Raw genomic sequence first — 14,725 nt, forward strand, 5'->3', positions numbered from 1 at the left:
TCGTTCCGTAGAGTGATATTTGCTGATTTAGGACTCTTCACTTCACCCACCACAACCCAGGATTGCACTTGTTAACGTAATTTCAGTGCGGGTTTTGTGTGATTATCCGATGTTCGTTTCCATCGGTACTCTTTGGATGCTTTTTCCGAAGATTCACATTTGTTGTCCATGTCAGCCTGCCTAACGGGTATCCAGGCATCACAGCCCTTGTTTTTCCCGTCCTATTCCCAGCTTCACTTTGATAATCAGTCTCTGTGTGGGTAGGTTTGGCGTCACATCATCCTTAATGGGGAGGACTTGCACCTCCATCCCTCTACAGTTATCCTTACTTTATTTAGGGTTGAAACCCAGGCGATGTAAGGACTCTAGGTTATTGATTCACCTAGAAACGAGTCGCACTACATTTAGAGTCGTGCCGATGCCCCAGGCCGACTTTTTCTATATTTACCGAAGCGTTTTCATCTCGGTCGTGTTCTGTACCGCAATTTAAGCAAAGTATAGAACGCACAGACAAATCAATTTTTCCCCATTTATATCCGCAATCAGAGCAAGTTTGGCTTGTAGGTTCCCATCGACTAATAATTACGAACTCACGCCCAAACTTTTCAGATTTAGCCTCGCACAATACCCGAAATTCTCTCCATCCCTGTAGACTAATTGCCCTAGCAATTTTGCGGTTTTTGACCATGCCAGACACGTTTAAATCTTCCAAGACAATGGTTTGGTTTTCACTTACAACCTTGGTAGATAGTTTGTGCAAAAAATCCTTGCGAGTCTCAGCAATCTGATTGTGGAGCTTGGCAATCTGAATGCGGGTTTTGTTCCGGCGCTTTGAGTCTTTGGGCTGGCGGGCTAACTTGCGTTGCAGCTTGCGGATTTTTCGGTCTAACTTTTTGTAACTGGGACTTTGGGCTGATGTTCCATCACTCATTACCGCAAAAGTTTTAATTCCCAAATCGATGCCGATACTTTGGTTCTTGGCATCAACTCGATTGGGTTGAATTTCTACGACAAAGCTGAGTAAATAGCGGTTCGCACAGTCTTTGATTACCGTGATCGAACTGGACTCGGAGGGTAGCTCCCTCGACCAGATTGGTTTAACAATACCGATCTTGGCTAGATAAACTCCATCTCCTTTGATTGAGAAACCTCCGCGAGTCAACCTTGCAGACTGGCTGTTTGTGCGCTTTTTGAACTTAGGATAGCCGACTTTGCGTCCTTTTCTTTTGCTCTTGCAAGACTCAAAAAAGTTTTTGAATGCTGCTTCTAAGTCTGCCACTGACTGTTGCAATGGAATTGCAGAGACTTCGCCTAACCAAGCTCTTTCCTCAGTCTTTTTTGCCTGAGTGATAACAATCTTTTGGAGTTGGGCCGATTTAGGCTTCTTTTGAGATTGTTTGCAGATTGCAAGAGCATCGTTATACACAACACGAACGCAACCGAACAACTGAGCTAAGCTCTGCTGCTGTGGGCTTGTTGGATAGAAACGGTACTGATATCTTGCTTTCATGCTTACTACGATAACATAATAGGGTGGCAATTGGGTAGCTAAATGACCAGAGAAAGATTAAGTATTCGCATTGCCGTGAGTCGGCTAGAGAAGCTGCGGAGAATTGCCAAACAGAAAGAAAAAACAATGACCCAACTTATAGAGGGCTGGATTGATAAACTTAAAGAGGAAAAGCCGTCAAGCGAAGGACGGGGCTTTAGACCCAGTTTTTCGGTAAGTCATTAGCCGAAAAATTGCCCGTTAGCGAAGCCCTCGAAGAGGATCGCCCATCTTCAGCGCTGGAAGGTTTTTTGTAACCCGCTGCCAGCATCGCAGTACAAACGATACAGTTAAGGTAGAACCCCTGCAACACAAGGAGACTCTTGAATGTTCATCGACGAACTCATCCCAATGGCGAAAGAATTGATCGAACAGCCGATCGCCTTCGCGGGCGGATTTTTATCTGGCCTGCTTCGACTCAACCTTCACGAAGATCCCGTTAAAAGCTGGATCGACGAGCAAGCTGGTTCAACTTCCTACACTACTCCCCCAGCCGAACCCACCAACGGTAAAAGCAGCGGGCCTCAGTCAATCTCGATCGACTAAGGAAAAGCAGTAACATCATCCCAACGCCAAACTGATTACAGTTATGGCGTGGGCTTCCAAACTTCACAGTTTGGCTTCTCGCGTTTTTCCCTTACTGGATTTCCACATTTGGCTAGACTGAATTTCTCAGTCCCCGCTAGAAAGTCTGCACAGACACAAGCGATTCCCGTATAGCCTTTTTCAGATAGATGAAGTACAATAACACCAGTGTGTAAACCAGTTCCAAATATCTTGCTGAGAAAGTTGACGAAATGCAAACTCGATCGCATTTCCTAATTATTGATATTTTTTTTGTTAATCAAACTGAAAATATTTTTAAATTTTGATCCTAATTTTTCAGGTTTATGATAAATCAGGCGAAGGGGGCGACAAGTATATTACTTTCGCCCTTTTTATTGATTACTTTATTTAATTATTTTGTCTGTTTCTATGATTATTCTCCATCACTCCCAAAGCATTTTTCCATAATCTCGGTAAGTTACCTGATCATAAAATCCTCAAATATAATTGTATCATTTTCCTTATTAAATTAACTTATAAGCTGTCGCGCATTTAAATTATATATTAGGGGCGGGCTAGAAGCCCAACCCTACTCCCCACAAGAGTTTGATTGTTTTTTGACATATAATTTAAATGCCGCAACAGCTTATAGCGATTCTAAGTGAATTGTGTAATTGTTCTAGGGGCAAAACTCACGCCCGGTTGCCCCAATCCGTGGGGGGTAGGCACAGGCACTACCCCTACATATTTGTACAACTGATGCGAGGATTGCTATAAGCTGTGGAGCATTTAAAGCAGTAACGAGGCTTGTATGGTGCGTCAATCGATTTGAGATTTGAGATTTGAGATTAAAGAATTGACTCCCCGGATAAATGCTCTTTCTTGAGGATTTTCGATTTGAGATGCTTTCAATTGATTCCACAGATAAATCACGTGGCGGGTACCACCTTTGAAATTCGTGGTCAGGAGTTAACACTTACGCGCTTATGCGGGAAACATTTCTGTAATGACCCACCCTACTATCGTCTTTTAAATGCCGAACAGCTTACTCATCAATTCATTACTACTTTTAACAGGCAAAAACTCAAATGTAAACTTTTAATAGGTAATTCATCTACCTGATAGAAGCTATAATATACAAGATATGTCCATAATTGCAGCGAGGATAACTGTAGTAGAAGTAAGCAGAAATAGTATGTTGAGAAAAATGAATTTACAAACCAGACTAATCAGTGCCTTTCTGACGATGGGACTTTTAGTATTTTTAGTAGCCTGGGTAGGATGGAGTTCAACATCCAATCTCAGTCAACACATAGAGACTCTCGGTAAAAATAAATTACCGAGTATTGAAGCATTATTGAAAATTAACGAGGGACAAACCCAAATTGAGTCATCCGAAAGAGCGCTAATTCATCCCGCACTCAGTCAAGCAGAAAGGCAAGATGCTTTAAACAGAATGGACAAGGCTTGGCAGCAGATTCAAAATGGCTTTAAAGCATACGAAGTGCTTCCTCGTACCTCAGATGAAGACGCACTATATCAACAAATGCTTAAGTATTGGGAGGAGTGGCAGCAGGAAGCTCAAGAACTCCTGCTAATTAATAAAGAATTTGAAACACTGGGAATTTTCAATCCTTTGGCTTTGCAGATTGAACTACTTAAGCAGGGTAAAAGTAATTCGCCGGAAATGGCAAGAGCAAACACAGCTACTAACCTTTTGAATAAACTTAGTCAGCAAGCTAAGGTGATTCGTGTTAGATTTATCAAATCTGAACAAGCCACTTTAGCAGTAGCTGAATCCAACCGAAAGGAAGCAGACGAAGCTTATAAAAGCGCAGAAAACGATCGTAAAAAAACTCAAATAGCTGTAGTATTGGGCATGACATTGGGGCCGCTAATAGCGATTATTTTAGGCATATCTTTAAGCATAGCGATCGCCAAACCTTTAGATCGAGCGCTCAAAGGTATTATTAATATGATTGTCAGTTCTTCTACCGAGATAGCGGCTACAATTGAGCAACAGGAACGTATTGCTGTACAACAAGCTGCTTCTGTTAATCAAACAACCACCACAATGGATGAATTGGGCGCATCATCGAGGCAATCAGCTATGCAAGCCGAATCAGCCCTTGAAAATGCCAGTAATGTCTTAAATATGGCTGCCGAAGGCAGTAAAGTGGTGCATAAAACCCAGCAGGGAATGTTGAGTTTGACGGAAAAAGTCGGAGCAATTGCCGCTCAAGTTTTAAACTTGAGCCAGCAAACCAATCAGATTGCTAATATTACCAATTTAGTCAGCGATTTGGCTAGTCAAACTAATATGCTGGCGATTAACGCTACAGTGGAAGCAGTACGCACGGGAGAACAAGGAAAGGGGTTTGGGGTGGTGGCGACGGAAATTCGCAGACTGGCAGATCAAAGCAAAAAATCGTCGGATCAGATTAGTGATTTGATAAACGGTATTAAGAATTCCATTAATAAAACAGTGATGGTAACAGATGAGGGCAAGAAAACTTTAGATAATAGCCTGAAATTGACTGAAGGTACGGCGGATAATTTTAACAATGTTGCTAATGCTATTAACAGTGTTGTTGTCAGCAGTCAGCAAATTTATCTTAATACCAAACAGCAGGCGATCGCTATTGAGCAAGTGGTAGATGCGATGAATGTTCTGAATAAAGGAGCAGCGGAAACAGCCAGCGGTATTACCCAAAGTCGAATTGGCACTCAAACACTTAACAAAGCGGCTTTAAATCTCAAATCCTTAGTTTAATTGAGAAAAGAAAGTAATATCCTAAACTGGGGATGAAGGAGATGGAGAGAAAATGTTCCCAATTCCTCATTTCCACTTGGCAATTCCAAATTTTGCCCAAGGATTGAAAGTGACATCTCCCCGTTTAGGCAAGGGTTGGGGAGATGTGAAGTAGGTTTCCTCAAAGGGCTGTCTAGATGTGTATAGTAATTCTCAAGTGAGTGAGGTATAGATTTGAATTTTAGATGAAAGAAGGGCAGAAGTGGGGAATTGGTAATTAATTGCCAAGTACCTCACGAAAGTTGACAACCGCTATATCAACGCTCGTGGCCCAGAGCAACCTAATATATTATACCTTGTTAGTCGCTATGTTTCCGAAGATGCTTGGTGATTCGTCGCCCACCAATCAGCGATCAGATTAAAATCAAGTATTGTTCAGGGGTGGGATTCCTCGTCGCCCCAAAACTCATATCCTCACTCATTCGCAGGGCGAGTGAGGAGATGAGTTTTGATTAAGCTAACTATTGCAGCCAGTACCAAGGGTTGGTCAATCGATTTTAGATTTTAGATTTTAGATTTTAGAATTGAAGCATTGACTTGCGCGAGATAAATTCGGGGGGCAAGTTTCTCGGATACAGGTTTTTTATTTATCCACGCATAAATCAGGGGGCTTGTATCCTGGATGCTTTCGGTGAGTGCGGCAAACCCTTTTAGTCAGAGTCGATCGCCCAGTTGTATGCTAGATAGCACTTGACAGTTAAATTAACAGGTTATTATGTATAGCACAACAAGTTCAGTTCGATCGACATGACTATCTACATTGGAAATCTGTCTTACCGCGCCACCGAAGAAGACCTGAAAGCAGTATTTGCAGAATACGGCACAGTCAAGCGAGTTGTCTTGCCTACCGACAGGGAAACCGGTCGGATGCGCGGTTTTGCATTTGTTGAGATGATGGAGGATGCCCAAGAAGACGCTGCAATTGCCGAATTAGACGGTGCAGAGTGGATGGGGCGCCCCTTGCGAGTGAACAAAGCTAAACCGAAAGAAGAGGGAAATCGAGGCGCAGGTATCAATAGAAACGACGGATATTAGTCTGGGATGCGGCGGTTGACATCCTCTCGGAACCCACCTGATGCACCAGTGCGCCAGTAGCGCCGAATTGCTACCAGCAGTTGATTTTGGGGATGAAATGTCAAATCCGCTGCACAAAAACATCGATTCTTTGTGGGCTGCACTTGATTCATAACTTTTTGAGCAAGACAGAATTTAGGCACGCTAGTCTAGAAACCCGATTTCTTGGGCGATACCGGGCTGCTAAAAGCAAAATTTGTCAGGAGAAACCGGGTTGATGAGCGTTAATCTTAAAAAGAGTAAACTCGCCCTTTTTCATCAATATAAACTGACCGGTCTTGCCTAGTGCGGCCGTCTGCTCTGGTGATGCGAATCGTCAAAATGTTTGTCTGCGAGTCAACGTTATAGTCGTATTTCAAAGTTGTGGTTGCTGTTGTGGCATTAATCGGAATATTGGCAATGTCGCCGGTACGATTGCTGAGGCGAACACTGATGTTTCTGCTGGCTCCGACTGGCAAGGATGACAAGCTGCCACCTGATTCACCGTATTCTAGGTTCAATCCCGTTTCATTTAACAGTCTGAGGGTAATGTTGCGAGTATTGTCAACCTGCGCTTGAGGTTGCCAGAATCCGGGTTTTGTCCCGCCGTCAGTTGCAGGTTGAGATAATGCTGGATGGGGATGCAGAAAGCCGAGAGCGGCAAGTATTGCTGCGGTTGCAATAATTTTTGATTTCACTGTTTGTACCTCCGATTCAAGTGTTGCTGATATTTCTAGCATAGCTTTAAAATCTGATCTTTTGATAGCGGAAGGAAAAAGAAGGAAGAAGCAATCTTGGGCTCATGTTTCACCAATTAAAAATGTCCTCACTGTCTGGGCGGTTGCTATATAATTAGAAACCGGGCTTCTGTAGTGGTTAATATCCGTGGATGCACGGGTTGTTTAGAAAGCCGATTTCTGAGGGGGTGGCTGCTTGCCAAAGCTATGATTTAGAGTAGAAACCGGATTTCTGAGGTAAAGTGGGTGCGGGAGTGGTTAATTGTTAATTATCGATCGAGCGGCTTCTAGCAGCAGGCGCTGTTCGGCGCGGACGATCGCCCTGCTAGTTTGTTCTGCTGCATCGACATTGACCGAAATAGACGAAATTCCCCACCGCACGAAGGATTCAACTGTATCGGGATACAATGCGGGAGCGTCGCCACAGATCGAGCAAGGAATGCCGACAGCCCTGGCTTGTTTGATTAATTGTTCGATCGCCCTCATCACTGCTCGCTCGCGCCCGTTAAATGCACCTGCTACCTGGTCGGAGTTGCGGTGAATGCCTAACAGAAATTGGGTTAAATCGTTGGTGCCGATGGAAATTCCTTGAACCCCGGCTTTTACGTAATCTGGTAATAAAAATAACACCGAAGGAACTTCCGCCATAATCCACAGTTGAAATTCGGGCGAGCGGTTTTTCCAAACAGTTTCTAAGCGCTGGCGGCAGTAGATAAACTCCTCAACCGATCGCACGAAAGGCAAAATTAAATTAACATTTGTATGACCTGACTCGCAGACTTTTTGAAGTACGCAGAGTTCCCAATCAAATAATTCCGGTTCAAAGGTATAACTGAAACTGCCGTGGTCGCCTGACTCGCGTAAATCGAGAGAGCGATAAAATATTGGCTGCGGGGAAACGGCAGCAGCAAATAAGCTGAGGCAATCCGCCATGCGATCGACAAATTCCGATTGGCGGCCGTCTTGTAGCCAAACTTTGGGGTTTTCACAGTCCAAAGCTTCTAATGCCATTAATTCCGATCGCAGCAATCCGATGCCGTCTATTGGCAGATTTTTGAGGCGGTCAATCGAACTTGTTTGGCTGACATTAACTAGCAGTTGAGTCGCCGTTGGTGGGCCCCAAACATATTGAGTAGACTCAGATTGTCGAGATTTAGGCTCGGAATTGGACGATCGATCGGAGGTAGAAGATTGGTGCTTGGCTATTGACATTTTGGCCGCTGTACTGTATGTATCTGCCTTTTTTGCTGTGTCCAGAAGTCGGCGGCTGTCTGCTATCTCGATCCCATCGGGTTGGGCGAGGGCAAAAACTTCTCCGGTATCGCCGTCTACCAAAACCGAATCGCCCGAGGCGATCACCCGCGTGGCCCCGGTCACTCCCACAACGGCGGGAATCCCCAATTCTCTTGCTAAAATGGCGCCGTGGCCTGTCATACCTCCTTGTTCGGCAACCACCCCAGCAGCAACCTTCAGCCAAGGCAGCCAATTCGGATCGATTGTCCGGGCTACTAAAATGCCTCCGGCTAAGAATTCGGCGTTTTCTGGGTGGGAATTAGTCATAACTTGGGCAATTGCTTCGGCTTTTCCTGATGCTGCTGCCACACCTCTGAGTATGGCAGGAGTTCGGGCTCTTGCGATCGAGTTTGGCTGCCGGAGGGATCTCGAATTTTCCTCTAGTGGCGCGACTTTTTCCGCTTTGACAAGACGAACTTGAGTGAAATAAAACTGCAGTTCGCCGCTGTTTTCTGTCTGGTTTAGCGTCCACTCCAAAATTAAATCTGAGTCAAATTCGGCGATCGCTTTTTTACTCAATTCAATGATTTCTTGTAGTTGCGATTCCTCTAAAACGTATTGTGTTTGTGCTTCTTCTCCCAGCGCTAAAACTTGCACACAACAATCCGCAAAATCAGGAATTATAAATGGAGAATCGGGAATTGGGAAAGCAGCAAACTTGCCCAGTAGCAGTTTTTTTTTCGGTTCACCATCGCCGACTTTGAGATTGTAGGCTAATGTTTTGTAACCGATCCGCTGGAATTTAACCGCGCTTGTTTCTGGCTGCACTTGATAGTAATCGGGGATGGTTTCTCCCCTTGCGAGGGACAATCCCAAACCGCTGGTGGCTTGGATTTCCCACTGTGCACCCGCCTTTATTTTTACCTCGCCCGCGGCGATGGCTTCTTGAAGTGGCTGCACCAAAACTGCGGGATTGATTTGCTGTACCCGCAGGCCGCACCGCTGCCAGTAAAATAGACTTCGGGCTCTGAACATTTCTGCCCAAGCTCGTTTGAGTCCGTCCCCAATGGCTTCGGGTTCTGCCCGTACTGCCTGAGATGCCAGAATGCCGACTGTTTTCGGGTTCCAGGAAGTCAGGGAAGGGCGAAAAATTAAGGCTGTGGAGTTTAAGTTTGACTGTGAGTTGAGTTGAGAAACAGCAGACTCTAGGGTGGAGAGCAGTGAATCGGGCAGTTTGCCGGTGAGGATTTGGTGGCGGATGCTGCGGGCGATCGATTGCAGTTGTCTGGGTTCATCGACATTCAAGTGCAGGGAAGAGTGTGGCCAGTCAGCAAACAGCGGTTCTAGGCAGTCGATCGACTCTAAAAACTGCCAGAATGTAGTAGCCGGCACGACAAAACCCGGTACAACGGGATGATTTTTCTGGAGCAAACAGCTCAAGTAAAATGCTTTTTCTCCCACTGCATCTCTGTCTGAAGGTTGAATTTTGTCTAACCAGTAGAGGTTTTTCACGCTGCGAGCCTGTCCGTGGAAACAGATTGAATTTGATAGTTTTTCCCATTAATCACTTACGACAATTTTAGGATGAACAAGCGACAATGGACGGGATTAGTCAAATCTTTTCTCAATCTATTTCTTAAGTCTAACTGTCCTCTTTGTCAGCGACCGGCCGCCGGAGAGTTTTGTCCCTACTGTGACAAGCAGCTTCAGCAATGTCAATTAAGCGATCCGGGTCGATTTTGGCATTCACAGCAGCGTGTTTTTGTGTGGGGTGAGTATGGCGGGGCTCTCAAACGGGCGATCGCAGCTTTGAAATATGACGGCAATCCGCAATTAGCCAAACCTCTCGGCGGCTGGCTGGCGGAAGCTTGGCTGAGTTTTCCCGAATTAGCTATAGACAATTTAACTGTTGTACCGATTCCCCTGCACAAAGAAAAGCTCAAGCAGCGCGGTTTTAACCAGGCGGAACTTTTGGCTGAAAGTTTTTGCGATCTGACTGGTTTGCCTTTGCAGCGGCACGGTTTGGATCGGGTGAAAAATACTCAGGCTTTATTCGCTCTGACGCCGCAGCAGCGCCAAGCGGAAATGAAAAATGCTTTAGGTTTGGGGAAAGATTTCCGTCGTCGCCTCCCGCGCGATCGAGTGCTGTTAGTTGATGATATTTACACTAGCGGTACTACGGTTAAGTCGGCAATTAAAATTTTGGAACAATCGGGAATTTCGGTTTATGGAACTGTGGCACTTGCAACTCCGAATAAGATTAATAGGTAGCCTATTTTGACGAGTGAGTTTAAACTCACATCTTGCACCATTTTCAATTACTTGTTTAGGAACAGGCTTTTCGGCCTGTTCCACAAGAAAACTCATTCTTTGTGGAACGGGCATCTTGCCCGTTTAGGAACAGGCTTTTCGGCCTGTTCCACAAGAAAACTCATTCTTTGTGGAACGGGCATCTTGCCCGTTCTTGACAATGGTGCAACATCTGAGTTTAAACAGGTTTGTAGTGATGACTAAAGTCCTTATTACAAACCTATAATAAAAAATTTTGGGAAAACGAACCGCGAAGACGCAAAGAAAGAGAAGGGAGAGAGTTTAGGCGGAAAGCGGGAATTGATTGCTGATGTTCCACCGGCTGCCGTCGTGAAGCAGTAAAGTTAACGCCGAAGCGGTAAACTCAAAGTGGAGCGATCGCCCTGCAAATTCCAACCAAGCTGTTTGAAAATTCTCCTTAGTTAAATCGCGAAATGCTACTGTCATGTGCGGTACAAATGGGCGACTTTGAGAAACTCGATCGACAATTCCCAAATTTGCCTCCAAATAACTCATCAAAGATGAGTGAATCTCCAGCAATTCGGGCGATTTGAAAACATCAGCGTAAATGACGCGGGGCGTGAAAGCAGCAAAACCAGATAGAGTAACGGGAATGGGCCGCCGATTTGCAGAAAACTGGTTCAAACTTTCCTCTAATTTGGGAACATCCTCCGCTAACGAGTGAAAAGGAGGTTGCAGCGTGATGTGCGGCGGGGAATTCAAAGCACCGCGGCTGTTGTAATGTTCCGCAAAATATAGTTTAATCTCAGTAATGTGTTGTTCAATATCGGGAGGCGGCACTAGGGCAATAAAAAATCGCTGTTTTGACGGGTTCATGGGATAACATCGCAGTGAGGAAGAAATGGCGGAGTATGGAAAATCGAGTATTTACTCAAGGCTTGTACCAAAAACTCCATTCCCAATCTACAATCCAAAATCCAAAATCTAAAATCTAAAATTTAAAATGCCTTGGTTTGTCAAAATTGAGCAAGGAATTGTCGAAAAGCCTGTCTTTGACCAATACGTGCCAGCTCACAGAGCTTATGTCCGAGAGTTGATTTCTAAAGGACACCGAGCGAAAACTGGCTACTGGGGGCGGCGGGGCGGCGGTATGTTGCTGTTTGAGGCGGGTTCGATGGATGAGGCGAGGGCGATCGTCGCTGAAGACCCGCTGGTGAAGAACGGTTGCGTTATTTATGAAATTTATCACTGGTGTGTGGTTGAAGAATAAATAACTGTGTTATACTCATAAATGAACTGGACCCACGCGATTCCAACGCCCAAATCTTGTCAGGACCGGAAGGTAGCAGCAACACGGGATGCTTGTAATAGGCGTGGTCTCCGGTTCACCCAGTTTTATGAGGTGTAGCTCCTATGCCTGGTTTCGGAGATATTTTACAAAAAGCAGTTTACCTTGGTGTCGGGCTAGCTTCCTATGCTGGTGAAAAAGCTGGCAGCAAGTTAACTGAATTACGCACTGAAGCCCAAAAGCTGGCAGACGAATTGGTGAAGCGGGGCGAGATGTCCACGGAAGAAGCTCGTCGCTTTGTTGATGATATGGTGCAACAGGCTCAGCAGCAGCCCCCCGTAGCCTCGGCTGGAAACGAAAAACCCGCTGAACCTCGGCGGATTGAAATTGTTTCTGAGGAAGAAGATGTCTCGGCAAAAGATGCTAAAGAGACAGGCGGCGTAGACAAGCTCCGCGAACAAGTGCAGAATTTACAAGAGGAATTGCGGCGGCTGAAGCGGGATTAAGCAGGAAAAAGCTCGCTCAGCAAAGCAGGAAGGGAACTCAGGATAATAATCTTGAGTTCCCTTTTTGAATATCTGCTCTGTTAAACTTGACCGGATATCCGGCAATAGGTAATAGAATTGAAAGTAGGTGCAAGCACTTCACATGAGGCTGGCTGCACCTGTCGGTAAAATATTTTGTAATAGCCAACTGTCAAATACATGGAAGATTGGTCTAAAGATTTTTTTGGAGTAATGGAAAATGCTGTTTCTGAAGTAGAGCATTTTTTCAGCGAAGTGGGCGAAGAGTTTGTCGAAATGCTGGACGTTTTGGCAAAAATGTCGGAAGAGTTTACAGAACAAGTACAAAATAATCTGATTAACGACATTGACGGTTATTTCAATGAATTTGACGGTTTATTGAATGAATTTATCGAACCGATAATTGAAATTTGCCGCGACTTCGACCCGCAATTTGATGAGATAGATTTGTCGATGGTGACTTATGTAGACCCTTCGCCGACGCAACAGCCGGCTTGTCGCGGTTGTCGCAACTATCACGGTCAAGTTTACGGGGGAAATTTGTTGGTTTGTGCGATGCACCCTACTGGTGTGGAATCGGAAAGTTGTGCGGATTGGGAAACAGACGGCGATGCAGATTTTTAATGGCCCAGTTGAGTTGTTGAGGGTTTAATGGCTTATGGTAACGTCAATTCAGTCTCCGTCAAAGATTTCTCTGGAAGAGTTTCTGCTATTGCCAGAGACTAAGCCTGCTAGCGAGTATGTTGATGGTCAAATTTATCAAAAAGCTATGCCACAAGGAAAACACAGCACGTTACAATTCGAGTTTCCATCTGTTATTAATCGAGTTGGCAAACCGCAGAAGTTAGCTTATGCGTTTCCAGAATTGCGCTGCACTTTTGGGGGACGTTCTCTTGTTCCAGACATAGCAGTGTTCGAGTGGGATCGCATTCCTCTAGATGCTGACGGAGAAATTGCAAATAGGTTTGAAATTGTACCGGATTGGACAATTGAGATTTTATCGCCGGATCAAAATCCAACTCGGGTCATTAATAATATTTTGTTTTGCTTAAATCACAATGCTAAACTGGGTTGGTTGATTGACCCGGCAGAAAAATTAGTTCTTGTTTTTAAACCGCAGCAGCAACCAGAGGCTAAAGAGAATCAGGATATTTTACCTGTGCTCGATGTGCTGTCAGGTTTGCAACTGTCGGCGGCGGATTTGTTTGGGCTGTTAAGTTTCGATCGCCCGTGAGTTACAGTTGAGTATAGGGAATTTTGCATCTAACGGCATTTAAAGGTGAATCGCTCAACGGCTAATAATTCGCAATTTGGATTTCCGAAAATGCCGCCATCGCTGCAATTGCGAGAGTATCAGCGAGTGGCGGTTGCTAATTGGTTTGCGAATCAGGGACGCGGTACGCTGAAGATGGCGACGGGTAGCGGCAAGACGATTACTGCGCTGGCGATCGCCACTGAATTATACAATAAAATTAACCTACAAGTCCTGCTCGTAATTTGCCCTTACTGCCACCTGGTTAATCAGTGGGCGCGCGAATCCGAGAAATTTGGTTTAAAACCTATTTTGGCTTTTGATAGCGCCCGTAGTTGGCAAAACAAGCTGGCTGCGGGTTTGTATGAAGTGCGATCGGGCGATCGGCTATTTCTCACAATCATCACTACTAATGCTACCTTAATGGGAGATAGTTTGCGATCGCAACTGCGCTATTTCCCAGAAAAAACCCTGATTATTGGAGACGAAGTTCACAACTTAGGCGCCCCCCGTTTAGGAGAAAGTTTGCCGCGCAATATTGGACTGCGACTCGCCCTTTCCGCCACCCCAGAAAGGCATTTCGACGAACAGGGAACAGAAGCTATTTTAGATTATTTCGGCCCAGTTTTGCAGCCGGAACTCACCTTAGCAGATGCCATCCGCCAAAAAGCATTAGTACATTATTTATACTATCCGATTTTAGTAGAATTGACCGAAGCCGAAACCCGCAAATATTCCCGCTTAACTCAAAAAATTGGCTGGGCGCTTTGGGGCGATGAAAAAGTAGAAGAAAACGATGCTTTAACGACTTTATTAATGCAGCGAGCTCGGTTGATTGGGGCAGCGGCTAATAAATTAGTAGCTTTGCGAGAATTAATGATTCACCGTCTCGACACAGCCCACACTTTATTTTACTGCGGCGACGGTGCGATCGAAGGAGGGGCGCGCCGAAATAACAACCGCCAACTAACAGAAACCGCGAAGTTATTGGGTTCAGAATTAGGCTACCGAGTTAACACTTATACTGCGGCAACTCCTTTAGCAGAAAGAGAACGATTGCGCCGACAATTTGAGAGTGGAGAATTGCAAGGTTTGGTAGCGATTCGCTGTTTGGATGAAGGCGTTGATATTCCAGCAATTCGCAATGCTGTAATTTTAGCAAGCAGTAGCAATCCGCGCCAGTTTATTCAGCGCCGGGGACGCATTTTGCGGCCGCATCCGGGGAAGGAAAGGGCAACTTTATTTGACATGATAGTTTTGCCTCCCGATTTGGGTCGGGAAACCTTAGAAGTCGAGCGCAATTTGCTACGAAAAGAGTTGAAACGGTTCTTGGAATTTGCCGATTTAGCTGACAATGCTGGGGAAGCTAGAGTGAAATTGCTGCAAATTCAGAGGCGTTACGGGCTATTAGACATTTGACATTTATTAAGGTTCGGTTTATGTTTGAGAATAGAGAATTA

Annotated in this window: 14 protein-coding genes and 1 other RNA gene; 10 read left to right on the plus strand and 5 right to left on the minus strand. The window is 45.1% G+C overall.

Features of this window, described 5'->3' with window-relative positions:
• Positions 1-382 precede the first annotated feature (382 nt).
• Positions 383-1,510 (minus strand): transposase, encoded by a 1,128-nt coding sequence (locus tag QT987_RS20635; protein WP_333243684.1) that lies wholly within the window; start codon positions 1,508-1,510, stop codon positions 383-385.
• A 366-nt stretch (positions 1,511-1,876) separates the two neighbouring features.
• Here QT987_RS20635 and QT987_RS20640 point away from each other — a divergent pair, with 366 nt between their 5' ends.
• From QT987_RS20640 to QT987_RS20650, 3 genes are all read left to right on the plus strand, one after another.
• On the plus strand, positions 1,877-2,095 hold the full coding sequence (locus QT987_RS20640; RefSeq protein ID WP_333056154.1) for a hypothetical protein: 219 nt from the start codon (positions 1,877-1,879) through the stop codon (positions 2,093-2,095).
• Between the two features lie 1,207 nt (positions 2,096-3,302).
• Positions 3,303-4,868, plus strand: coding sequence for a methyl-accepting chemotaxis protein (locus QT987_RS20645; RefSeq protein ID WP_333243687.1), 1,566 nt, complete (start codon positions 3,303-3,305; stop codon positions 4,866-4,868).
• A 786-nt stretch (positions 4,869-5,654) separates the two neighbouring features.
• Positions 5,655-5,942: an RNA-binding protein gene (locus QT987_RS20650; protein WP_333056152.1), complete on the plus strand. Its 288-nt coding sequence runs from the start codon at positions 5,655-5,657 to the stop codon at positions 5,940-5,942.
• Here QT987_RS20650 and QT987_RS20655 read toward each other — a convergent pair.
• From QT987_RS20655 to QT987_RS20665, 3 genes are all read right to left on the minus strand, one after another.
• Positions 5,939-6,094, minus strand: coding sequence for a hypothetical protein (locus QT987_RS20655; RefSeq protein ID WP_333243690.1), 156 nt, complete (start codon positions 6,092-6,094; stop codon positions 5,939-5,941). The genes QT987_RS20650 and QT987_RS20655 overlap by 4 nt on opposite strands.
• Before the next feature lie 117 nt (positions 6,095-6,211).
• Entirely contained in the window at positions 6,212-6,658 is a 447-nt protein-coding gene (locus QT987_RS20660) for a hypothetical protein (protein ID WP_333243694.1), read from the minus strand.
• Between the two features lie 297 nt (positions 6,659-6,955).
• A complete protein-coding gene (locus QT987_RS20665; RefSeq protein ID WP_333243697.1) occupies positions 6,956-9,442 on the minus strand; it encodes a putative PEP-binding protein in 2,487 nt (828 codons plus the stop codon).
• A gap of 72 nt (positions 9,443-9,514) precedes the next feature.
• Between QT987_RS20665 and QT987_RS20670 the strand changes: the two genes are divergently transcribed.
• Complete coding sequence (locus tag QT987_RS20670) at positions 9,515-10,201, plus strand: ComF family protein (protein WP_333243700.1); 687 nt, start codon at positions 9,515-9,517, stop codon at positions 10,199-10,201.
• Positions 10,202-10,522: 321 nt separating this feature from the next.
• Here QT987_RS20670 and QT987_RS20675 read toward each other — a convergent pair whose 3' ends face one another.
• Positions 10,523-11,077 (minus strand): 2'-5' RNA ligase family protein, encoded by a 555-nt coding sequence (locus QT987_RS20675; RefSeq protein ID WP_333243704.1) that lies wholly within the window; start codon positions 11,075-11,077, stop codon positions 10,523-10,525.
• A gap of 127 nt (positions 11,078-11,204) precedes the next feature.
• Here QT987_RS20675 and QT987_RS20680 point away from each other — a divergent pair, with 127 nt between their 5' ends.
• The 6 genes from QT987_RS20680 (at position 11,205) to QT987_RS20705 (ending at position 14,684) form a co-directional block, all read left to right on the plus strand.
• On the plus strand, positions 11,205-11,471 hold the full coding sequence (locus QT987_RS20680) for a YciI family protein (protein WP_333056144.1): 267 nt from the start codon (positions 11,205-11,207) through the stop codon (positions 11,469-11,471).
• 23 nt (positions 11,472-11,494) lie between these two features.
• Positions 11,495-11,591: signal recognition particle sRNA small type (ffs, locus tag QT987_RS20685), an RNA gene on the plus strand.
• Positions 11,592-11,614: 23 nt separating this feature from the next.
• Entirely contained in the window at positions 11,615-11,995 is a 381-nt protein-coding gene (locus tag QT987_RS20690; RefSeq protein WP_333056143.1) for a phasin-related domain-containing protein, read from the plus strand.
• A 198-nt stretch (positions 11,996-12,193) separates the two neighbouring features.
• Positions 12,194-12,637, plus strand: a complete 444-nt coding sequence (locus QT987_RS20695) for a hypothetical protein (protein WP_333243707.1) — start codon at positions 12,194-12,196, stop codon at positions 12,635-12,637.
• Between the two features lie 34 nt (positions 12,638-12,671).
• On the plus strand, positions 12,672-13,247 hold the full coding sequence (locus tag QT987_RS20700) for a Uma2 family endonuclease (RefSeq protein ID WP_333243710.1): 576 nt from the start codon (positions 12,672-12,674) through the stop codon (positions 13,245-13,247).
• Between the two features lie 90 nt (positions 13,248-13,337).
• Positions 13,338-14,684 (plus strand): DNA phosphorothioation system restriction enzyme, encoded by a 1,347-nt coding sequence (locus QT987_RS20705; RefSeq protein ID WP_333243795.1) that lies wholly within the window; start codon positions 13,338-13,340, stop codon positions 14,682-14,684.
• The last annotated feature ends 41 nt before the right edge of the window (positions 14,685-14,725 follow it).

The organism is Microcoleus sp. SVA1B4, assembly GCF_036700545.1.
Lineage (GTDB): Bacteria > Cyanobacteriota > Cyanobacteriia > Cyanobacteriales > Microcoleaceae > Microcoleus.